The organism is Phytopseudomonas daroniae, from assembly GCF_004327275.1.
Lineage (GTDB): Bacteria > Pseudomonadota > Gammaproteobacteria > Pseudomonadales > Pseudomonadaceae > Aquipseudomonas > Aquipseudomonas daroniae.
In genome coordinates this window covers 702168-722629 of the sequence record NZ_QJUJ01000001.1, presented here as the reverse complement: position 1 = coordinate 722629, position 20462 = coordinate 702168, and the positions used below count along the sequence as shown (strand labels likewise).

At 62.2% G+C, this 20462-nt stretch carries 18 protein-coding genes; 10 read left to right on the top strand and 8 right to left on the bottom strand.

Going from position 1 to position 20462, the window contains the following annotated elements; translation table 11 throughout:
* Positions 1–53 precede the first annotated feature (53 nt).
* The 7 genes from DNK10_RS03455 to DNK10_RS03425 all read right to left on the bottom strand — a co-directional run bounded on the left by DNK10_RS03455 (position 54) and on the right by DNK10_RS03425 (position 7840).
* Positions 54–2474: a TonB-dependent receptor gene (locus tag DNK10_RS03455; protein WP_131190583.1), complete on the bottom strand. Its 2421-nt coding sequence runs from the start codon at positions 2472–2474 to the stop codon at positions 54–56.
* 90 nt (positions 2475–2564) lie between these two features.
* Entirely contained in the window at positions 2565–3536 is a 972-nt protein-coding gene (locus DNK10_RS03450) for a FecR domain-containing protein (protein ID WP_131190582.1), read from the bottom strand.
* Positions 3533–4054: an RNA polymerase sigma factor gene (locus tag DNK10_RS03445; protein ID WP_131179577.1), complete on the bottom strand. Its 522-nt coding sequence runs from the start codon at positions 4052–4054 to the stop codon at positions 3533–3535. Before DNK10_RS03445 ends, DNK10_RS03450 begins: the two co-directional genes overlap by 4 nt.
* 147 nt (positions 4055–4201) lie before the next feature.
* A complete protein-coding gene (rarD, locus tag DNK10_RS03440; RefSeq protein ID WP_131190581.1) occupies positions 4202–5086 on the bottom strand; it encodes an EamA family transporter RarD in 885 nt (294 codons plus the stop codon).
* 89 nt (positions 5087–5175) lie between these two features.
* Entirely contained in the window at positions 5176–6150 is a 975-nt protein-coding gene (locus DNK10_RS03435) for a serine/threonine protein kinase (protein ID WP_131179575.1), read from the bottom strand.
* A 130-nt stretch (positions 6151–6280) separates the two neighbouring features.
* Positions 6281–7045 carry a TOBE domain-containing protein gene (locus tag DNK10_RS03430; RefSeq protein ID WP_131190580.1) on the bottom strand — a complete coding sequence of 255 codons (765 nt, stop codon included), beginning with the start codon at positions 7043–7045 and terminating at the stop codon, positions 6281–6283.
* A gap of 57 nt (positions 7046–7102) precedes the next feature.
* Positions 7103–7840 (bottom strand): ComF family protein, encoded by a 738-nt coding sequence (locus DNK10_RS03425; RefSeq protein WP_131190579.1) that lies wholly within the window; start codon positions 7838–7840, stop codon positions 7103–7105.
* Positions 7841–7923: 83 nt separating this feature from the next.
* On the opposite strand from DNK10_RS03425, the gene bioB reads away from it, so the two are divergent.
* The 10 genes from bioB (at position 7924) to DNK10_RS03375 (ending at position 19066) form a co-directional block, all read left to right on the top strand.
* A complete protein-coding gene (bioB, locus tag DNK10_RS03420) occupies positions 7924–8982 on the top strand; it encodes a biotin synthase BioB (RefSeq protein ID WP_131179572.1) in 1059 nt (352 codons plus the stop codon).
* A 94-nt stretch (positions 8983–9076) separates the two neighbouring features.
* Entirely contained in the window at positions 9077–10249 is a 1173-nt protein-coding gene (bioF, locus tag DNK10_RS03415; protein ID WP_131190578.1) for an 8-amino-7-oxononanoate synthase, read from the top strand.
* On the top strand, positions 10249–10956 hold the full coding sequence (locus DNK10_RS03410) for an alpha/beta fold hydrolase (protein ID WP_131190577.1): 708 nt from the start codon (positions 10249–10251) through the stop codon (positions 10954–10956). The genes bioF and DNK10_RS03410 overlap by 1 nt, the downstream gene beginning before the upstream one ends.
* Positions 10953–11744 carry a malonyl-ACP O-methyltransferase BioC gene (bioC, locus tag DNK10_RS03405; protein ID WP_131190576.1) on the top strand — a complete coding sequence of 264 codons (792 nt, stop codon included), beginning with the start codon at positions 10953–10955 and terminating at the stop codon, positions 11742–11744. Before DNK10_RS03410 ends, bioC begins: the two co-directional genes overlap by 4 nt.
* Positions 11741–12424, top strand: a complete 684-nt coding sequence (gene bioD, locus DNK10_RS03400) for a dethiobiotin synthase (RefSeq protein ID WP_131190575.1) — start codon at positions 11741–11743, stop codon at positions 12422–12424. Before bioC ends, bioD begins: the two co-directional genes overlap by 4 nt.
* A 358-nt stretch (positions 12425–12782) precedes the next feature.
* Positions 12783–13046, top strand: coding sequence for a hypothetical protein (locus DNK10_RS03395; protein WP_131179567.1), 264 nt, complete (start codon positions 12783–12785; stop codon positions 13044–13046).
* Positions 13047–13317: 271 nt separating this feature from the next.
* Complete coding sequence (locus DNK10_RS03390; protein ID WP_244216204.1) at positions 13318–13659, top strand: putative metalloprotease CJM1_0395 family protein; 342 nt, start codon at positions 13318–13320, stop codon at positions 13657–13659.
* 161 nt (positions 13660–13820) lie between these two features.
* Positions 13821–15626, top strand: a complete 1806-nt coding sequence (locus DNK10_RS03385; protein WP_131190574.1) for a phenylacyl-CoA dehydrogenase — start codon at positions 13821–13823, stop codon at positions 15624–15626.
* Between the two features lie 265 nt (positions 15627–15891).
* Positions 15892–17181 carry a GGDEF domain-containing protein gene (locus tag DNK10_RS03380; RefSeq protein ID WP_131190573.1) on the top strand — a complete coding sequence of 430 codons (1290 nt, stop codon included), beginning with the start codon at positions 15892–15894 and terminating at the stop codon, positions 17179–17181.
* Positions 17182–17287: 106 nt separating this feature from the next.
* A complete protein-coding gene (locus DNK10_RS03375) occupies positions 17288–19066 on the top strand; it encodes an acyl-CoA dehydrogenase C-terminal domain-containing protein (RefSeq protein ID WP_131190572.1) in 1779 nt (592 codons plus the stop codon).
* Positions 19067–19471: 405 nt separating this feature from the next.
* Here the strand turns inward: DNK10_RS03375 and DNK10_RS03370 are convergent, their stop codons facing one another.
* Positions 19472–20362 (bottom strand): LysR family transcriptional regulator, encoded by an 891-nt coding sequence (locus DNK10_RS03370; RefSeq protein WP_131190571.1) that lies wholly within the window; start codon positions 20360–20362, stop codon positions 19472–19474.
* Positions 20363–20462: the final 100 nt, after the last annotated feature.

The window sequence follows — 20462 nt, the reverse complement described above, 5'->3', positions numbered from 1 at the left end:
GCGACCCGCCATGCCCGTGCGAGCCGGACATGGGGGATCAGGTACTGCCTGCCTTAGAACTCCAACTGTGCCGAGAAGGTCAGGGTGCGCGGTGCTCCGAGATAATGGCGACTCAGCCAATAGTCCTTGTCCGTCAGGTTGCTGACGTTGGCGCGCAAGGTCAGGCTATTGTCGGCCACAGGGACGCGGTAGCGAGCGCCGGCATCGAAGGTGGTGAACGACGGCAGGCTGTGCTGGTTGGCTTCATCGGCGTATTGCTTGCCTGTGTAGTAGGCGCCGCCAGTCAGAACCAGCCCGGGTACCGCGCCGATTTCGTATTCGGCATAGAGCTTGGCCAGTTGCGAAGCGACACTCACCGGTTTCTTGCCATCATTGGCGGCATTACCCGTCTTCTTCACTTCCGGATCCAGCAGGGTCAGGCCGGTGATGAGGGTCAGGCTAGGTGTTACCTTGCCGGTCAGGCCGAGTTCCAGACCGGTGTTCTCCTGTTTGCCGTCCTGGACATAGATGTTCTGGTCATTGGTGAAACTGTTCGGTTTTTCGATGTTGAACAGCGCTGCGGTCAGGAGTGCTTCTCCCAGTGCGGCCTTCACCCCAATTTCATATTGTTCGCTGACTGCCGGTGCCATAACCTGACCCGCATTGGCCGATGTGCTAGGAGCAATTCCGCCTTCCTGCAATCCTTCAATGTACGTCGCATAGGTAGTGAGCCATGGCTGGGGCTTGTATATCAGGGATATGTTGGGTGAAGTCTTGCTCTCGCTGTAGCTTTCAATCTCGGGCGCAAATCCGAACGCTTCTACCCAGACAAAATTGTCGCTGAAGGTCTTGATGCGTGTACGTGTCACGCCCAGCACGGACGACCACTGCTCGTTGAATGTAATCACGTCGCCAATCAACACATTATCGGATTGTGTGCGTGCCGAGAGGTGCTGGTCGCCATGTCCGACGGAATAAGGTGGTTTGGGTACTTGTGGGCGCTCACTGATCGGGCGGTTTCCAATTACCGAGCCGTACTGGTAATTCAGATCGATGTAATCTGTGTAGTTGCGCTCACGGGCGGTATTGCCCTGATAGCCAAGGGTTACCTTGTGGCCAATGCCGCCAGTATCGAAAACCGAGTCGAGAAACAGATAGCCCGAGGTTTCTTCCCGCTCTACCGGTGCGAAAGCATAGAGTTCCTGCACATAGGTATCCGGGTTGTAGAAACTGGGGCCGGTGTAGGTGTACTGGGTTTCGTTCAGGTCGTATGCGAGCGCGCCGCGCAGACTGAAGATATCGCTGAGCCTCCAGTTGAAGCGGCTGCCGACCCGCTTGTGTTCGCTATCTGAGAACGCCCACCGCTGGCTGTACAGCTCATCGTTCTTCAGGTCATTCGCATCCGGGCGATAGGCTTGGTCATCGAAATACCAGTAACTGGTCAGGCCACGAGTCTGGTTTTCTTTGTAGGAAGCATCGAACTGGATCTGCAGATCGTCGCTAACATTCCAGTCGAGCGCCAAACTGACCATCTGGCGACGGCGCTTCTGCATATCAATGGCGGTCTCACCGTCCTGGGTAAGCAGGTTTACTCGGTAGGCGAGAACACCCTGATCGTCGATCTTGCCGCCAAAGTCGCCGTGCAAGTAATAGTTCTCGCCGCCGGCATTGCCCAGTGTCACGCTGTTATAGCGTTCATAAGTTGGTCGTTTAAGAACATAGTTGACCAGGCCTCCCGGAGCTGCAGGGCCATACAGAAAACCGCTCAGCCCGGTGATGATTTCCAGGCGATCCATTTCTTCCACGAAATTGCCGCTGTCAGAGGCGTTGCTAAAACGCAGCCCATCGTTGGCAATGTTCAGATTGCCCAGGTCGCTGAAACCTCGGACGCTGACCGAGCTCGCATAGCCAGCAGTGGATGGAGAGGTGAACTGGGTGGAGGGGTTGAGCTTGAAGACATCGTCTATCGACGTTGCCTGGATATTGCGCATCAGGTCGCTGGAAACCACGCTTATAGAGTAGGGAGCATCCTGCAGGTTCATGCCGCCAAGCGCTCCGATGTTTTTCGCGTTAGTGGCCCGGTATCCGGAAGTTTCGCCGCCATCTGCGGAGACTGAACTGGCGCTGATGTTGGTCTCGGGCAAAGCCAGTGCGGCGTTGTCCGCTACCGGCTGCACGCTGTAGGTTCCGGCAGCGCCGGGTACCAGCATCAGGCCGGTACCGGAAAGTGCCTGGCGCAGGGCGCTGGCGGTGTCGAATTCGCCCTGTACCGGCTGTGCGCTCTTGCCGGCGGTCAGGCTCGGGTCGATGCTCAGCACCACGCCGGCCTGGCTGGCGATCTGGTTGAGGGAGCTGGCCAGCGGTGCGGCGGGCAACTGGTAGGTGCGCACGGCGGATTCAGCCGATTGGGCCTGGCTGAGTGCTGGCAGGCTGGCCAGCGCCAGGGCGGCGACCAGTATGCTCGGGCGGAACGGGGTACGGCTGAACATCGGCATCGCGAGCTGCTCCTATAGGGAAATGAGTCTCGATCTCCTATTGCCGAAGCAGATGCAGAAAGTGATAGGGCAGCCGCGAAAATATTTTTACTACGGCTTTTCCGCCTGCGGCACGATCCGGATCCACCAATCGGTGTAGCGCTCCACCCGTACCGGCAAGCTGGCCGGTAGGGCGGTCAAAGCCAGATCGCGATTGCGCAGCGGGAAGCTACCGCTGATGCGCAGGTCGGCGATGCTGTCGTCGACACCCAGGTGGCCGCTCTGATACTCGCCGAGGCGTTCCAGCAGGTCGGCCAGGCGCACGTTCTCCACTACCAGCATGCCGTGCATCCAGGCGTCGGCGGCTGGTGGTGCGGCTTGGCTGGCACCCAGGTTGTAGCTGTTCATCAGTACCTGTTGGTTCTGTTCGATCACGCGCTCGTCCGGGGATTGCAGCGGGTGCGCGGCTACAGCTGATTGCAGCACGATCAGGCGGGTGCCCTGGTCTTCCTCGCGCACCAGAAAGCGGGTGCCCAGGGGGCGCAAGGTGCCGTGCCTGGTTTCGACCAGAAACGGACGCGGATCGCCATGGGCGGTTTCCACGAGGATTTCGCCGCTGCGCAGGAACAGTCGACGCTCTTTGGGATTGAAATCGATATCCAGGGCGCTGCGGCTGTTCAGGCGCACCCGGCTACGATCCACCAGTTGCAGTTCGCGTTGTTCGCCGCTGGCGGTTCTTTCATCGGCCAGCCAGTCACTGAGCGGGCGCTGATGATTGAGCAGGCCAAGGCCCAGGGCGCCGACCAGCAGCACGCCAAGCAGACCGCCGACGTTACGCCGTTGGCTGGTGCGTTCAGGTCGTCGCAACAGGGCCTTGCGCGCAGCAGGAGCAGCTGCGACACCGAGTTGTTGATCCAGCCCGGTCAGTTGTTTCCAGGCACGTGCGTGCTCGGGGTCGGTGGCCAGCCAGCGTTGAAATTCCACTTTCTTCCGTTCGCTGGTCATGCCTGAGTCGAGACAGAGCTGCCAGTGGATGGCGGCTTCCAGTACACGATTGCTGACCGGCGCAGATGCGGCAATCATGCGGTCGGCTCTCCATACCGCGCGATGTAACACTGCCGCGCCGCCTGGGCGAGGTATTGGCGCACGCGCGAGACGGACACCCCGAGGCGCTCGGCGATCTCGGCGTGGCCAAGGCCGTCCAGACGGTTGTAGAGGAAGGCACTGCGCGCCTTGAGCGACAGCGTGCCGAGCAAACGGTCGATCTCGCGCAGGGCTTCGAGCACCAGCGCCTGTTCTTCGGGGCTGGCGTGCACGGCTTCGGGGGTATGACTCAGCTCTTCCAGATAGGCACGTTCGACGGCGTTACGGCGGAAGTGGTCGATCAGCAGGCCGCGAGCGATGGTGCCGAGCAGGGCGCGAGGTTCACGCAACTGCTGCAGGTCGGGCTTACCGAGTACGCGAACGAAAGTGTCCTGGCTCAGGTCTTCGGCCCGTTGCGGGCAGCTCAGGCTTTTACGCAGCCAGCCGAGCAGCCAGTCGCGGTGATCGCGATAGAGCTGACCAGTCAGTTGCTGATGCGTGGATTCCCCGACCGACACAGGTGGCTCCGCGAAAATAAAGCAATAATTATTCGCATATGATTGCAGGATGCAACTACGCCCTGCAATCGCTTGTGGTCGGTTTTGTATGGACGGTTCGTTATCGGCAAGTCTGCGCAAGCAGATTCTTGCCGACGACGTGATGCGTTAGTTCTTGCGCAGGGTCAGCCAGGCATCGACGCTGTACACCGCCAGGCCAGCCCAGATGAACAGGAAAGCGACCATCTTGCCCGGATCGAAATGCTCGTCGAAAACGAACACTGCCAGCAGCAGCACCAGGGTCGGCGCCACGTACTGCAGGAAGCCCAGGGTGGTATAGGGCAGGTGGCGTGCGGCGGCGTTGAAGCACACCAGCGGAATCAGCGTGACTGGCCCGGCCGCCATCAGCCACAGCGCCTCGCTGGTCGTCCAGAATGCCAGCTGGTTGCTCATGGCGGTGGGGTGCAGAAGAATCCAGCCGATGGCCAGCGGCAGCAGCAACCAGGTTTCCACCACCAGCCCCGGCAGTGCGGCAACCGGCGCCTTCTTGCGGATCAGGCCGTACGCCGCGAAGCTCAGCGCCAACGCCAGCGACACCCAGGGCAGGCTGCCGACCTGCCAAAGCTGCTGGGCAACGCCCGCGGCCGCCAGCCCGACGGCGACCCATTGCAGGCGACGCAGCCGTTCACCGAGGATCAGCATGCCGAGCAGTACGTTGACCAGCGGGTTGATGTAATAACCCAGGCTGGCTTCGAGCATGCGTTCGTTGTTCACCGCCCACACGTATACCAGCCAGTTGCCAGCGATCAGCGAACCACTAATGGCCAGCACCGCGAAGCGCTTGGGATGGTCGAGCAGCTCGCGTAGCCAGCCCGGATGCTTCCACACCAGCAATAACAGCGCGCCGAATACGGCAGACCAGAGCGCCCGATGGACGATGATTTCCAGTGACGGAACAGTCTGGATCGCCTTGAAATAGAGCGGAAAAAGGCCCCAGATGACATAGGCTGAGAGGCCCAGAATGTAGCCGCGGCGCAGATCTGCGGTGGCCATGCAAGTCCTTAACAAGGCAGTGGAGAGATGCACCATTCTAGTGCGATATTTGTCCGATCGTTCAGCTTTTTATTGCGGGTGCGACGCGCTTAAAACAGCTTCAACGGTTCTTCATTCAAGGCGGAAATCTGCTCGCGCAACATCAGGATCTGCTCACCCCAGTAGCGCTCGCTGCCAAACCACGGGAAGCTCGGCGGAAAGGCCGGATCGTCCCAGCGGCGTGCCAGCCAGGCGCTGTAGTGCATCAGGCGCAGGGAGCGCAGGCCTTCGATCAGCGGCAGTTCGCGGGGATTGAAGTCGTGAAACTCCTGATAACCGTCGATCAGCTCGGCGATCTGGCCAAGTCGCTCATGACGCTCGCCGGCGAGCATCATCCACAGATCCTGAATAGCCGGGCCCATGCGGCAGTCATCCAGGTCGACCATGTGAAAGGTGTCGTCGCGGCACAGCAGGTTGCCTGGGTGGCAGTCGCCGTGCAGGCGGATCGCTTGCACCGGGTTCTCCGCGAACAGTTGATCCAGACGCCCCAGCAGATCACGGGCCACCGACTCGTAGGCGGGCAGCAGGCTGCGTGGTACGAAGTTGCCTTCCAGCAAGGTAGCCAGGGAAGCGTGGCCGAAGTTGCTCACCTGCAGGGTTTCCCGATGAACGAACGGGCGTAGCGAGCCAACCGCATGCAAGCGGCCGAGCAGTTGGCCGAGGCGATAGAGCTGATCCAGATTGCCGGGTTCCGGCGCACGTCCGCCACGGCGCGGGAACAGAGAAAAGCGAAAGCCGGCGTGCTCGAACAGGGTTTCACCATCGCGCTGCAGCGGTGCCACCACGGGCACATCGCATTCGGCCAGTTCGGCGCTGAAGGTATGTTCCTCGCGGATCGCCGCATCGCTCCAGCGCTGGGGCCGGTAGAACTTGGCGATCAGCGGGGTTTCCCCTTCGATGCCTACCTGGTAGACGCGGTTCTCATAGCTGTTCAGCGCCAGCACACGGGCGTCGCTGAGGTAGCCCAGGCTCTCGACGGCATCCAGAACCAGATCGGGGGTGAGGGCGGCGAAAGGATGAGACATGGGCAGCTCCGTCGGTTGGCCGGAGAGTGTAACGCCTGGGGCGTTCGGCACGGCCACTATTCGTGCTCGTATCCTGATAGGTACATATCAGGTGAACCGGGCGGTGATCCGTTTTAGTCCACCAGTTGCGCTAGACCTGCGTCCCCAGCAACACATGACTGGCGGCGAACTGTGCGCGCACCGGGCTACCTACCAGCAAACCCTGCTTGGCGAGCTGCTCGGCGGAAGCCAGGGCGCACAGCGTTTGCCCGTTGGGCAGGGCGATGCGCACTTCGCTGGGGCCATCGGCCTCGACCAGAATCTGCTCGATATGCCCCAGTAGCTCGTTGAGGTCTACATCGGCTGCCAGGCTGGGCGGGCTGAGCTGCAGCCAGCCGGCCTTGATCAACACCATCAAGGGCGCGCCGGGCTGCAGTTGCAGATGCTGGGTGCTGCTGCGGGTGATCTGCGCCTGGATCGGCGAGCCGCCGGGCAGTTCGATGTCGATCAGGTCATTGCAGCCCTGGGGCTGGATCGCCCGCACCCGGCCGCTCAGCTGGTTACGCGCACTGGTGCGCAGCATCAGGCGGCCGAGCACCTGTAGGTCGGCATCATCTTCGGCGGCCTGCAGCACTTCGGTCTGAATCGCCTGCAAGCGCTGGTGCAACTGCAGCAGGCGTTCGCCAGCAGGCGTCAGCCGCGCGCCGCCACCGCCCTTGCCGCCCACGCTACGCGCCACCAACGGTTGGTCGGCCAGGTTGTTCAATTCGTCGATGGCGTCCCAGGCGGCCTTGTAGCTCATGCCCGCCGCCTTGGCCGCACGGGTGATCGAGCCCTGCTCGGCGATCTGCTCGAGCAGGGCGATGCGTTGCGGGCGGCGAGTGACGTGCTGGGCGAGCAGGGAGAGGGTGGTCATGGGCTGAACGGTGGTAGTCACGACGGTCGGCCACTGTGCGTGACGCTTCTGCCCTCGTCAATGATCGCCCGGTGCGGGTGTGCGAGCCAGGCAATAGACATCCACGCGCGCCGCGCCAGCCCTGATGAGCAGGCGTGCCAGTTGCCGCGCCGTGGCGCCGGTGGTCAGTACGTCGTCGACCAGTGCCACATGCCGCGCTTTCACCTGTGCTTTGGGGCGTACCGTAAAGGCGCCACGCAGATTGCGCTGGCGGGCTGCCGCATCGAGCTGCTGTTGGGCCGGCGTATCGCCGATGCGCCGCAACCAGTCGCTGTGCTGGGGTATCTGCAATGCCTGACCGAGCACCTGAGCCAGCATCTGCGCCTGGTTGAAACCACGCTGCCGCTGACGTTTGGGCGACAGCGGCACGGGCAGTAACAGATCTGGCCTGGGCAGCCCTTCGCTGAATGCATGCGCCAAGTGACGAGCGAGCAGATCGCCAAGCAGTCGGCCCACGGGCCAACGAGCCTGATGCTTGAAACGATTGATCAGCGCGTCCACGGGAAAGCCATAGCGCCATGGCGCTTCGACACGGCTGAAAGCCGGTGGGCGTTTCAGGCAGCCGCCGCAGGTCAATCCATCGACGGCAAGGGGCAGGGCGCAGACCTGGCAATGCGGGCCGAGCCATGGGAGCTCGGTATCGCATTCCGCGCAGAGCGGCAGGCGCGTGTCGATAGGATCATCGCAGAGCAAACAGGTTTGTTTTATTTTTAGCCAGTTGTAAACCTTGATAAAAGCATATGGTTGACAGTGCATGGCGCTTCCTTAACTATGCCGCACATCCGTGTTGGGTCTGCTTTCGACTGTAGCAGGCCGCCTGTAGATAAGGACTTGCCCCCATGAGCGCTAGTACCGCCGCCACCCTGCGTCACGATTGGAGCCTGGCTGAAGTCCGGGCGCTGTTCGAGCAACCGTTCAACGACCTGCTGTTCCAGGCCCAGACCGTGCACCGTGCGCACTTCGATGCCAACCGTGTGCAGGTCTCGACCCTGTTGTCGATCAAGACCGGCGCTTGCCCCGAAGACTGCAAATATTGCCCGCAGTCCGGCCACTACAACACCGGCCTGGACAAGCAGAAGCTGATGGAAGTGCAGAAGGTGCTGGAGGCGGCCGCCGAGGCCAAAGCCATCGGCTCGACCCGGTTCTGCATGGGCGCGGCCTGGAAGCATCCGTCCGCCAAGGACATGCCCTACGTGCTGAAGATGGTCGAAGGGGTCAAGGCTCTGGGCCTGGAAACCTGCATGACCCTGGGGCGTCTCGATCAGGAGCAGACCCGCGCCCTGGCCGAGGCCGGCCTCGACTACTACAACCACAACCTCGACACCTCGCCGGAGTTCTACGGCAACATCATCACCACCCGCACCTACAGCGAGCGTTTGCAGACCCTGGCCTATGTGCGCGAGTCGGGCATGAAGATCTGTTCCGGCGGCATCCTTGGTATGGGCGAATCTCTGGATGATCGCGCGGGCCTGCTGATCCAGTTGGCCAACCTGCCGGAGCATCCGGAGTCGGTGCCGATCAACATGCTGGTCAAGGTCGAGGGCACGCCGCTGGCCAACGAAGAGGACGTGGATCCCTTCGACTTCATCCGCATGCTGGCCGTGGCGCGGATCATGATGCCGAAATCCCATGTGCGGCTGTCCGCCGGGCGCGAGGCGATGAACGAGCAGATGCAGGCCCTGGCCTTTTTCGCCGGTGCCAACTCGATCTTCTACGGCGAGAAGCTGCTGACCACGGCCAACCCCCAGGCCGACAAGGACATGCAACTGTTCGCCCGCCTCGGCATCCAGCCGGAAGCGCGTGAAGAGCACGCCGACGAGGTGCACCAGGCTGCCATCGAGCAGGCGCTGGTCGAGCAGCGCGACTCGCGGCTGTTCTACGACGCAGCTTCAGCCTGACGCCGATCCTGTAGGAGCGAGCTCGCTCGCGAAGCGTTTGTCGCTCCTGACAGATTCGCCAGCAAGCTGGCTCCTACGAAAAGCCGACCATCACATGCCCTTCGATCTATCCACTCGCCTGGCCGAGCGTCGTGCCGCCGATCTTTATCGCCAGCGCCCCCTGCTGGGCACCCCGCAACGGCCACTGGTCGAGGTGGACGGACGCCAACTGCTGGCCTTCTGTTCCAACGATTACCTCGGGTTGGCCAATCATCCGCAGGTGGTCGAAGCCTGGCGCGCCGGCGCGCAACGCTGGGGCGTCGGTGGTGGCGCCTCGCACCTGGTGATCGGCCACAGCACGCCGCACCATGAACTGGAAGAGGCCCTGGCCGACTTCACCGGGCGACCCCGTGCGCTGCTGTTTTCCACCGGTTATATGGCCAACCTGGGTGCCGTCACGGCGCTGGTCGGCAAGGGCGACACGGTGCTGGAAGATCGCCTCAACCATGCGTCGTTGCTGGATGCAGGCCTGCTCAGCGGCGCGCGGTTCTCGCGCTATCTGCACAACGACACCGGCAGCCTCGCCACGCGTCTGGACAAGGCCGAGGGCAATACTCTGGTGGTCTGCGACGGGGTGTTCAGCATGGACGGCGATATGGCCGACCTACCGGCACTGTGTGCCGAAGCGCGGCGCAAGGAGGCCTGGCTGATGGTCGATGACGCCCATGGTTTCGGCACGCTGGGAGCCACGGGCGGTGGGGTCGTCGAACATTTCGGCCTGGGTGTGGATGACGTGCAGGTGCTGGTCGGCACACTCGGCAAGGCATTCGGTACCGCTGGTGCCTTCGTCGCCGGCAGCGACGATTTGATCGACACCCTGGTGCAGTTCGCCCGCCCATATATCTACACCACCAGCCAGCCGCCAGCGTTGGCCTGCGCCACCCTGAAGAGCCTGGAGCTGCTGCGCAGCGAGCATTGGCGACGTGAGCATCTGGCCGCGCTGATCAGCCGTTTCCGGGAGGGCGCAACCAGCATCGGCCTGGAGCTGATGGACAGCGATACGCCCATTCAACCGATCCTGATTGGCGACAGTGGCCGTGCCGTTGCCTTGTCCCAGGCGCTACGCGAGCACGGCATCCTGGTCACGGCGATCCGTCCGCCGACCGTGCCTGCGGGCAGCGCGCGCCTGCGCGTCACCCTGTCTGCCGCCCATGATCTCGCTCAGGTCGATCGTCTGCTGGAGGCACTCGCCCAGTGCTGGGCGCAACTGCCGGGAGAGCCTGGGTGATGGCTGAACGACTGATCCTGCTGCCTGGCTGGGGATTTGGCAGTGCGCCGCTGGAGCCGTTGGCCGACGCGCTTGGCTCGCATCTGCAGGTGCGGATAGAACCGTTACCAGGGTTCGCTCATGCGCAGGTCGAACGCTGGCTCGATGCGCTGGATGAGCGCCTGCCTCGCGGTGTCTGGCTGGGAGGCTGGTCACTTGGCGGCATGCTTGCCAGTCTTCTGGCAGTGCGGCGCGGCAAGGATTGTCCTGGCCTGCTGACGCTGGCGAGCAATGCATCTTTCATCGCGAACGAAGCCTGGCCCGAGGCGATGCCGGCGACCACTTTCACAGCGTTTTGCGATGCTTACGGACAGAACCCTTCCGCCACCCTCAAACGCTTCGCCATGTTGTGCAGCCAGGGCGCCGCGGATGCACGGGGGCTGTCTCGGGCGTTGATGGCGCAAGCAGGCGGCGCTGATTCCATGGCCGGGCTCGACCTGCTCGCCACGCTCGATACGCGATCCGCCTTACGGCATTTCGAGGGGGCGCAATTGCATCTATTCGCCGATGCGGATGCACTGGTGCCGGTTAGTGCTGCGGCGGCTGTGCAGACATTGCAGCCTGCGGCCGAGGTGCGCAGCATCGAAGGTGCGAGCCATGCTTTCGTTCTGGAACAGGCCGTAGAGGTGGCTGCCACGCTGATCCGGTTCATGGAGGCGCAAACGTGAACGAGCGCCCCGACAAACGCCGCGTGGCTGCTTCCTTTTCCAGGGCTGCCAGCAGCTACGACAGTGTGGCGGGCTTGCAGCGTGAGGTCGGCCAGCGCCTGCTGGAGCAACTGTCGGCGAGCCTGTCGCCAGAGCTGTGGGTCGATCTCGGTTGCGGCACCGGCTATTTCAGCCGTGCACTGGCCGGTCGCTTTCCCCACACCCAAGGCATCGCCCTGGATATCGCCGAAGGCATGCTGCATCACGCCCGTCAGGCGGGCGGTGCTGGGCAATTCGTCGCCGGTGACGCCGAGCAGCTGCCGCTGCGCGATCAGAGTTGTGATCTGATCTTCTCTAGCCTGGCGCTGCAATGGTGCGAGGATTTCCAGGCCGTGCTCAGCGAGGTGCGCAGGGTATTGCGACCGGGCGGCGTACTGGCGTTCAGCAGTCTGTGCGTCGGCACCTTGCAGGAGCTGCGCGACAGTTGGCAGGCCGTGGACGGCTTCGTTCACGTCAACCGCTTTCGCCGCGCTGAGGATTACCAGATGCTGTGCGCCGCCAGCGGTTTGCAGATAAACAGGCTGCAGGTTCGTGCGCACTGCCTCCACTACCCGGATCTGCGCAGCCTCACTCACGGCCTCAAGGCATTGGGCGCACACAACCTCAATGACGGTCGCCCCGCCGGGCTGACAGGTCGCGCGCGACTACGCGCGCTTGGCGATGCCTACGAACAGCGGCGCCAGCCAGAGGGATTGCCCTGCACCTATCAGGTCATCTACGGCGTACTGCAAAAGGAGCAACGCCCATGAGCGCGGCCTATTTCGTTACGGGCACCGATACCGAAGTCGGCAAGACCACCATTGCTGCCGGCCTGCTGCATGCCGCTCGCCGCGCCGGGCTGTCGACGGCTGCGGCCAAGCCGGTCGCCTCCGGCTGCCAGCTCACCACAGACGGGCTGCGCAATGACGATGCCCTGGCTCTGCTCGCGCAATGCAGCCTGCCGTTGTGCTATGCAGAGGTGAACCCGAAGGCGTTCGCCGCGGCCATCGCGCCGCATCTGGCGGCCCGTGATGACGGTGTACTGCTCGAGGTACCTGAGTTGAGTGCAGCAGTTCGGACGATTCTGGATAAAGGCGCGGACTTCACCCTGGTCGAAGGTGCTGGTGGCTGGCGCGTGCCGCTGAGCGGCACTGCCAATTTGTCTGACCTGGCTCGGGCACTGCAATTGCCGGTGATTCTGGTGGTAGGCGTGCGTCTGGGTTGCATCAACCATGCTGTGCTGACCGCTGAGGCTATCCTGGGTGACGGCCTGCCGCTGGCGGGTTGGGTAGCCAATATCGTCGACCCGCATGTCGCACGGCTGCAGGACAATCTCGACACCCTGAGCGAGCGACTGCCGGCGCCCTGTATCGGTCAGGTGCCGCATTTGCCATCGGCCTCGCCGGAGCAGGTGGCGCAGCATCTCGATTTATCGAGATTGATGCGATAAGAAGCTGTTCATATGCTGCAAGGCGGAAGCAGACGGTCGGTGACCTGCGTTGAACCATGGATCACGGCCTTCGGCCCCGGATTACGCCTGCGGCTAATCCAGGCTACGTTCGGCCACGACCTGTAGCTTGGATTAGCCCGTAGGATGGGTGAAACCCATCAATTTCCGATGGGTTTCACCCATCCTACGACTGTCCGCTTGCGCCACATAGCGTCCTGTCAGGCGACCCTTGATTCTGGCCCGCGAGATCGTGAACAGCTTCTAAGAAGCTGATTTATCCTCGATTTTTGGTTGTACGTTTTTTAAGCGGCTTCTGCTTAAATACATGCCATGAAGTTCCTGCAGCAGGAGACGTCCCATGCAGATTGCCCCCAGCGCCTTCAATGCTGGCATCAATACCATCCAATCCGGCCAGCGTCGCGTCGAGCAGGCTGCCGGTGACATCGCCAGTGCCCCCGTGACTGCCGAACGCGTGCATGCCAATGAGCCGTCCGCCGCCCGCTCCGATATAGCGGACAAGATGGTCGAGATGCGTGTCGGGCAATACGAAGCCCAGGCCGGCGCTCGTGTCGTGGCAACCGCGGATAAGGTGTTAGGCACCTTGATCGACGTCACCGCCTAGTGTCGCGACAACGGTCATATGTCGGCCAGGGTGGTCGATGTGCCCGAGGCGGCAACGGGGTATCGTAATGTGGAATGGCAGCCATAAGGGGCGGACGGTCGTAAGATGGGTGCAACCCATCGGCATTGATGGGTTTCACCCATCCTACGGTTGCTTTCGCCCCTTTGAGTGACCACTCAGCCGATCGCTCGGATACGACATTGATGTGTGACCCTACACCTATACCCGTGGGCCGGACGGCAAGCGCTATGCCACTGGTGGCGAGGTAAGTATCGACGTCGGGGTGGTAGCCAATGATCCACAGGCGACGCTGAGCAAGATGCAGATCGTGATACGGGCTGCCCTGGCGCCTGCCGAGCCCTCGGCACAGGATCGCAGTGTGGCCAGCCAGGCCCAGGCACAAATGGCGGTGGCGCGCGCCGAACTCGCCGCGATGCAGCGCAGCGAAGCTGAGGTGTCGAAGGCTCCCGCCGACGAAGAGGGCAAGGAAAGCGACGACCCGTCAGTCAGCTCTGTCGGCCAGGAAACCCGCCCGGTGCCCGCAGGCATCGCTCTCTACGCCATGTCCGCAACTGATCAGGCATCCTCCGGCTTACTCGATCTGCACGCCTGAACGATCGAGGGCGGGCCTTGACAGTGATTGGGCGTAAACGTATGTTTCAAACATGTGTTTGAGTCGGCTGCGCTGACAGCCGATTCCATATATGACCATTCTGCTAACGACCGCCTATCGGTCATCCCAAACATAAGAGACCACCCGCAGAGGTACCCGCTATGCCTGAATACAAGGCCCCCTTGCGCGACATCCGTTTCGTTCGTGACGAACTGCTCGGCTATGAAGCGCATTACCAGAGCCTGCCCGGTTGCCAGGACGCCACGCCAGACATGGTCGACGCCATCCTCGAGGAAGGCGCCAAGTTCTGCGAGCAGGTGCTCTCTCCGCTGAATCGCGTGGGCGATACCGAAGGCTGCACCTGGAGCGAATCCGGTGTGACGACGCCGACAGGTTTCAAGGAAGCCTACAAGCAGTTCGTCGAAGGCGGCTGGCCGAGCCTGGCGCATGATGTCGAGCACGGTGGCCAAGGCCTGCCGGAGTCTCTGGGTCTGGCCGTCAGCGAAATGGTCGGCACCGCCAACTGGTCGTGGGGCATGTACCCGGGCCTGTCCCATGGCGCGATGAACACCATCTCCGCCCACGGCACTCCCGAGCAGCAGCACATCTACCTGACCAAGCTGGTGTCCGGCGAGTGGACGGGCACCATGTGCCTGACCGAATCGCATTGTGGCACCGACCTCGGCATGCTGCGTACCAAGGCCGAGCCTCAGGCTGACGGTTCCTACAAAGTCTCCGGCACCAAGATCTTCATCTCCGCTGGCGAGCACGACATGGCCGATAACATCGTGCATATCGTGCTGGCTCGCCTGCCAGACGCACCGGCTGGCACCAAGGGTATTTCCCTGTTCATCGTGCCGAAGTTCCTGCCCAATGCCGAAGGCGGCGTCGGTGAGCGCAACGCGGTGACCTGCGGCTCCCTCGAGCACAAGATGGGTATCCACGGTAACGCCACCTGCGTGATGAATTTCGACGCAGCCACCGGCTACCTGATCGGCCCGCCGAACAAGGGCCTGAACTGCATGTTCACCTTCATGAACACCGCGCGCCTGGGTACTGCGTTGCAGGGGCTGGCCCACGCCGAAGCCGGCTTCCAGGGCGGCATCAAGTACGCCCGTGAGCGCCTGCAAATGCGCTCGCTGACTGGCCCGAAAGCGCCGGAAAAAGCGGCCGACCCGATCATCGTGCACCCCGATGTACGTCGCATGCTGCTGACCATGAAGGCGTTCGCCGAGGGCAACCGGGCGATGGTCTACTTCACCGCCAAGCAGGTGGACATCCTCAAGCACAGCCAGGATGAAGAGCAGAAGAAAGCCGCAGATGGCCTGATGGCTTTCCTGACGCCGATCGCCAAGGCGTTCATGACCGAGGTGGGCTTCGAGTCGGCTTCCCACGGCATGCAGATCTACGGCGGTCACGGTTTCATCAGCGAGTGGGGCATGGAGCAGAACCTGCGCGACTGCCGCATCTCCATGATGTACGAAGGCACCACCGGCGTTCAGGCCCTCGACCTGCTGGGCCGCAAGGTACTGATGACCCAGGGCGAAGCACTCAAGGGCTTCACCAAGATCGTCCACAAGTTCTGCCAGGCCAACGAAGGCAACGAATCGATCAAGGCATTCGTCGAGCCGCTGGCCAAGTTGAACAAGGAGTGGGGCGAGCTGACCATGAAGATCGGCATGGCCGCCATGAAGGATCGCGAGGAAGTCGGTGCCGCGTCGGTGGATTACCTGATGTACTCCGGTTATGCCTGCCTGGCTTACTTCTGGGCCGACATGGCGCGTGTCGCGGCGGAGAAGATCGCCACGGGCGAGGGTGACCAGGCCTTCTACAAGGCCAAGCTGCAGACCGCCCAGTTCTACTATGCGCGCATCCTGCCGCGTACCCGCACCCACGTTGCAACCATGCTGTCCGGCGCAAGCAGCCTGATGGACATGAACGAGGAAGACTTCGCGCTGGGTTACTGATAGCCCAGGCGTTGAAAGAACCGCGGCCCATCGGGTCGCGGTTTTTTTATGGCCTGCGGCCACCCTTCGAGCCGTCCGTCGCAAGCGACGTTGAAAATGGCCCCCGGCCATTCTTTATGACTTCATTCATCTGGAACACAGCTGCCCGGCGTGCAGGTTTGCGAGCACGGCGAAAAAGAGAGATCACGATGTGAGCTGATCCCGTGCGCCGCCAACTAAACACAGGCAAAATGCCAGTCTCTTTTCGGTCATTGCGGAGCTCGCCTTGTCGCGCCTAGCCGCCCTGCGCTTGGGACACTTTCTGCCGGCGTTGTTGTTGCTCGGTGGTGGATGGCTGGCTGCGACTCTGCCGAGTCTGACCGACTTCTTCACTTCGCTCTTCAATGTCCTGCCGACCCTGTTGTTGCTTCTAGGCGGCACCTTTTGCGTGGTCTATGGCCGGCAGCGCGAACTGTTCCTGCTATTGGTGCTCTACTTGGGTTATTTCGTGCTCGATGAGCAGGCCGATCATTACCGCGATTTCGGTCAGGTACGCGATGACGCGGCGCTGGTCTTTCACCTCTGCAGCCTGTTGTTGCCAGCGCTCTACGGGTTGTTCGCGCTGTGGCACGAGCGCACGCACCTGATCCAGGATCTGGTTGCCCGTGTGGCGGTGCTGCTGGCTGCTTGCGCAGTGGCCGCGGCGCTTGCGCGGCGTTTTCCACAGGCACTGGAGCAGTGGTTGTCGGTGATCCGCTGGCCCGCGCTGCATGCCGAGTGGATGAGCCTGGTGCAGCTGGCTTATCCGCTATTTCTGCTGGTCATCGTCGCGCTGCTGGTGCAGTACCTGCGCACGCCGCGGCCGGTGCACGCCGTGCAGTGTGTTGGCGTGATCGCCCTGTTGTGGATGCTGCCCAATACCTTTATCCAGCCCCATGCGCTGCAGGTGATGTCCAGTGTGGTGATGTTGATGATCGTCGTCGGCGTGGCCCACGAGGCTTACCAGATGGCGTTCCGTGACGAGCTCACCGGCCTGCCGGGCCGTCGTGCGCTGAACGAGCGGTTGCAACGGCTGGGGCGCAATTACGTACTCGCCATGGCGGATGTCGATCACTTCAAGAAATTCAACGATACCCACGGCCACGATGTCGGTGATCAGGTGCTGCGTCTGGTCGCCAGCCAGCTGCGCAAGGTCGGCGGTGGGGGCAAGGTATATCGCTATGGCGGCGAGGAATTCACCCTGGTGTTTCCGGGCAAGACCATCGAGCAGTGCCTGCCGCACCTGGAGGCGATACGCCAGGCCGTGGAGCAGTATCAGATTCAGCTGCGTGATCGGCAAAAGCGTCCCGGTGATGATCAGCTCGGCCGCCAGCGCCGCACTGGCGCTGGCGCCACCCATGTGTCGGTAACGGTCAGCATCGGCGTGGCGCAACGCGGTGACGAACAGCGCAGCGTGGAGGAAGTGCTCAAGGCCGCCGACAAGGCGTTGTACGGTGCCAAGAGCGCCGGGCGCAACTGCGTGAGCAGCCAGGTGCAGCGGCGCGGCGCAGTCAAGCTGAAGACTGATCGGGCCTGAATGACAGCGTGATCGATCAGTGGCTGATCGGTCACGACACGACCCTATGTGTCTGAAAAGTTGTTGGGCTAGACTCGGGGTCTGAACGTGCTACCGAGGACTTCCCATGGCCGATTATCAAGCTCCCCTGCGTGACATGCGCTTCGTGCTCAACGAGGTTTTACAGGTCTCAAAACTGTGGGCGCAGCTGCCGGCCCTGGCCGAGGTCGTCGATGAGGAAACCGCCAATGCGATCCTCGAGGAAGCGGGCAAGATCACCGCAGGCATGATCGCGCCACTGAACCGGGCGAGCGATGAAGAAGGCTGTTCCTGGGCCAACGGCGTGGTCACCACGCCAGCCGGTTTCATCGAGGCCTACAAGGCGTATGCCGAAGGGGGCTGGGTCGGGGTGGGCGGCGATCCGCAGTTCGGCGGCATGGGCATGCCCAAGGTGATTTCCGCCCAGGTCGAGGAGATGGTCAACTCGTCCAGCCTGTCGTTCGGCCTCTATCCGATGCTGACTGCGGGGGCCTGCCTGTCGATCAACGCGCACGCCAGCGAAGAGCTGAAGCAGGCCTACCTGCCGAACATGTATGCCGGTGTCTGGGCCGGCTCCATGTGCCTGACCGAGCCGCATGCCGGTACCGATCTGGGCATCATCCGTACCAAGGCCGAGCCGCAGACCGACGGCAGCTACAAGGTCAGCGGCACCAAGATCTTCATCACTGGTGGCGAGCACGACCTGACCGAGAACATCATTCACCTGGTGTTGGCCAAACTGCCCGACGCACCCGCTGGGCCCAAGGGCATTTCGCTGTTTCTGGTGCCCAAGTTCCTGGTCAAGGCCGACGGTTCTCTGGGCGAGCGCAACGCGCTGTCCTGTGGCTCGATCGAGCACAAGATGGGCATCAAGGCGTCCAGCACCTGCGTGATGAACTTCGACGGTGCCACCGGTTACATCATCGATGCGCCGAACCGCGGTCTGGCGGCGATGTTCACCATGATGAACTATGAGCGCCTGGGCGTCGGTATCCAGGGCCTGTCGACCGGCGAGCGTTCCTACCAGAGTGCCATCGAGTACGCCCGCGAGCGCATCCAGAGCCGCGCCCCGGGTGGTGCGGTGGCCAAGGACAAGGTGGCCGACCCGATCATCGTGCATCCGGACGTGCGTCGCATGTTGCTGACCATGAAGGCGCTGAACGAAGGCGGGCGTGCCTTCTCCAGCTACGTCGCCATGCAGCTCGACACCGCCAAGTACAGCATCGATCCGACCACCCGCAAGCGTGCCGAAGAGCTGGTGGCGCTGCTGACGCCGGTGGCCAAGGCGTTCCTGACCGATCTCGGGCTGGAAACCACCATTCATGGTCAACAGGTTTTCGGTGGGCACGGTTACGTGCGTGAGTGGGGCCAGGAGCAACTGGTGCGCGACTGTCGCATCACGCAGATCTACGAAGGCACCAATGGTATCCAGGCACTGGATCTGGTCGGCCGCAAGATCGTGGGCAGCGGTGGCGCTTTCTCCCGGCATTTCACCGATGAGATTCGCGCCTTCGCCAGCGCCGCGGATGCACCGCCTGCCGAGTTCAGTGGGCCGTTGTTGGCGGCGGTCGCCAACCTGGAAGAGCAAACGACTGCATTGCTCGAGCGTGCGCGTAGCAATCCCAACGAGATAGGCGCGGCGTCGGTGGAGTATCTGCATCTGTTCGGTTACACCGCCTACGCCTATATGTGGGCACTGATGGCCAAGGCGGCACTGGGCAAGGAAGGGCAGGATGATTTTTATGCCAGTAAGCTGGGCACCGCGCGTTTCTACTTCGCCCGTCTGCTGCCGCGCATTCATTCGTTGAGCGCGTCGGTGAGCGCCGGCAGCGAGAGCCTGTACCTGCTCGATGCCGAGCAGTTCTAAAGGCTGTAAGCCACGGCTCTACTGGTGTGCTGCATGTAGGCTATCGCTTACATGCAGTTCTGCCTTTGACCACTGTTGGCAGTTGCATGCGAAGCATAATCTTCATTCAGGGACTTGGCGCAGGAAGCGCACTGGACAGACAGGGATACGTGGGATGCTGCCAGGATGGCAAGCTGACAAGGATGTCAGGATACAGTCTGCAAAACCCCGCCTCGGCGGGGTTTTCTTTGTGCGGCAAACAAAAACCGTGGCGCCTGGCGATCTCCTGCAGGTAAACGATGGATTACACCTCCCCGCGTTCACCGTAAACCGGTAGGGCGTATTAGCCGAAGGCGTAATCCGCCGCAAGAAATCGGCATCACCGCGCACGCCCCCAAACAACAATATGCCCCGCATTTACGAGGCTCACTGCGGCTTCTGAATGACCCCGTCGAGCACCGAGCGCAACAGCTCCAGCGTCGCCTGCTGGCGCTGCGCATCACGAAATACCAAGCCGACTTTCAGCGGTACGCGTGGCTCGCTCAATGGCTTCCATAGCAGGCCCTGGTTGGCGTGCATCTGCCGGGCGCGACCGGGCAGTACGGTGGCCAGCGGTGTATGCATCAGGCTGTCGAGAATACCGCCCATGTGGTTCAGTTCCGCCTGGACCCGTGGCCTGCGGCCGAGCAGGGCCAATTGCTCCTGCCAGATCTGGCGGATGCGAAACTCCTCACCGAGTAGCAGCATGGGCAGCTCAGCGGCCTGGGTCAGGGACACCTTCTTGAACTCGCGCAGCGAATGGTTCTGGGGTATCACCAGTTGCAGTTCGTCTTCGTAGAGCTCCAGGCTGTGTAATCCCGGCTGACGCGGCGGCAGGAAGCCGATGCCGATATCCAGGCTGCCGGTCAGCAGGCGTCGCTCGATATCGATCCCCGACAATTCATAGATACGCACGATAAGATGCGGTTGAGCCTGGTGCAGGCGCTCCAGCAGCAGCGGCACGAGGCTGGCATTGACCGTTTGCAGCACGCCGATGGCCAGTGTGCGCGGCCCTTGCCCACGGAAGCCACGCAGGGCTTCCTGGGCGCGCTCCAGGCCATCGAGCAGCGGCAGCGCGTGGTTGTACAAGGTGTGGGCGGCCAGGGTCGGTAGCAGGCGTTTGCCGGTGCGCTCGAACAGGGCGACCTCCTGCTGTCGCTCCAGCTGACTGACCTGCTGCGAGAGCGCGGGCTGGGAAATGCTCAGGCGCTCGGCGGCCCGGCCAACATGGCCTTCCTCATAGAGTGCGACGAAATAGCGAAGCTGTCTGAAATCCATAAGTAGAGCTTATAGATAAAACTGGAAAATCGAAATGGCTGGCTATTGGCCTAACCCCATAATCTAGGATCTCCTAAGTTTCAGGGCGGCGGATAAGGTA

Excerpts from the sequence above, each read along its gene's own strand:
- DNK10_RS03450 (WP_131190582.1), bottom strand. The coding sequence starts at position 3,536 with ATGATTGCCGCATCTGCGCCGGTCAGCAATCGTGTACTGGAAGCCGCC.
- DNK10_RS03435 (WP_131179575.1), bottom strand. The coding sequence starts at position 6,150 with ATGTCTCATCCTTTCGCCGCCCTCACCCCCGATCTGGTTCTGGATGCC.
- DNK10_RS03370 (WP_131190571.1), bottom strand. The coding sequence starts at position 20,362 with ATGGATTTCAGACAGCTTCGCTATTTCGTCGCACTCTATGAGGAAGGC.
- DNK10_RS03455 (WP_131190583.1), bottom strand. The coding sequence starts at position 2,474 with ATGCCGATGTTCAGCCGTACCCCGTTCCGCCCGAGCATACTGGTCGCC.
- bioD (WP_131190575.1), top strand. The coding sequence starts at position 11,741 with ATGAGCGCGGCCTATTTCGTTACGGGCACCGATACCGAAGTCGGCAAG.
- DNK10_RS03410 (WP_131190577.1), top strand. The coding sequence starts at position 10,249 with ATGGCTGAACGACTGATCCTGCTGCCTGGCTGGGGATTTGGCAGTGCG.
- DNK10_RS03385 (WP_131190574.1), top strand. The coding sequence starts at position 13,821 with ATGCCTGAATACAAGGCCCCCTTGCGCGACATCCGTTTCGTTCGTGAC.
- DNK10_RS03395 (WP_131179567.1), top strand. The coding sequence starts at position 12,783 with ATGCAGATTGCCCCCAGCGCCTTCAATGCTGGCATCAATACCATCCAA.
- rarD (WP_131190581.1), bottom strand. The coding sequence starts at position 5,086 with ATGGCCACCGCAGATCTGCGCCGCGGCTACATTCTGGGCCTCTCAGCC.
- bioB (WP_131179572.1), top strand. The coding sequence starts at position 7,924 with ATGAGCGCTAGTACCGCCGCCACCCTGCGTCACGATTGGAGCCTGGCT.
- DNK10_RS03430 (WP_131190580.1), bottom strand. The coding sequence starts at position 7,045 with ATGACCACCCTCTCCCTGCTCGCCCAGCACGTCACTCGCCGCCCGCAA.
- bioF (WP_131190578.1), top strand. The coding sequence starts at position 9,077 with ATGCCCTTCGATCTATCCACTCGCCTGGCCGAGCGTCGTGCCGCCGAT.
- DNK10_RS03425 (WP_131190579.1), bottom strand. The coding sequence starts at position 7,840 with ATGCACTGTCAACCATATGCTTTTATCAAGGTTTACAACTGGCTAAAA.
- DNK10_RS03375 (WP_131190572.1), top strand. The coding sequence starts at position 17,288 with ATGGCCGATTATCAAGCTCCCCTGCGTGACATGCGCTTCGTGCTCAAC.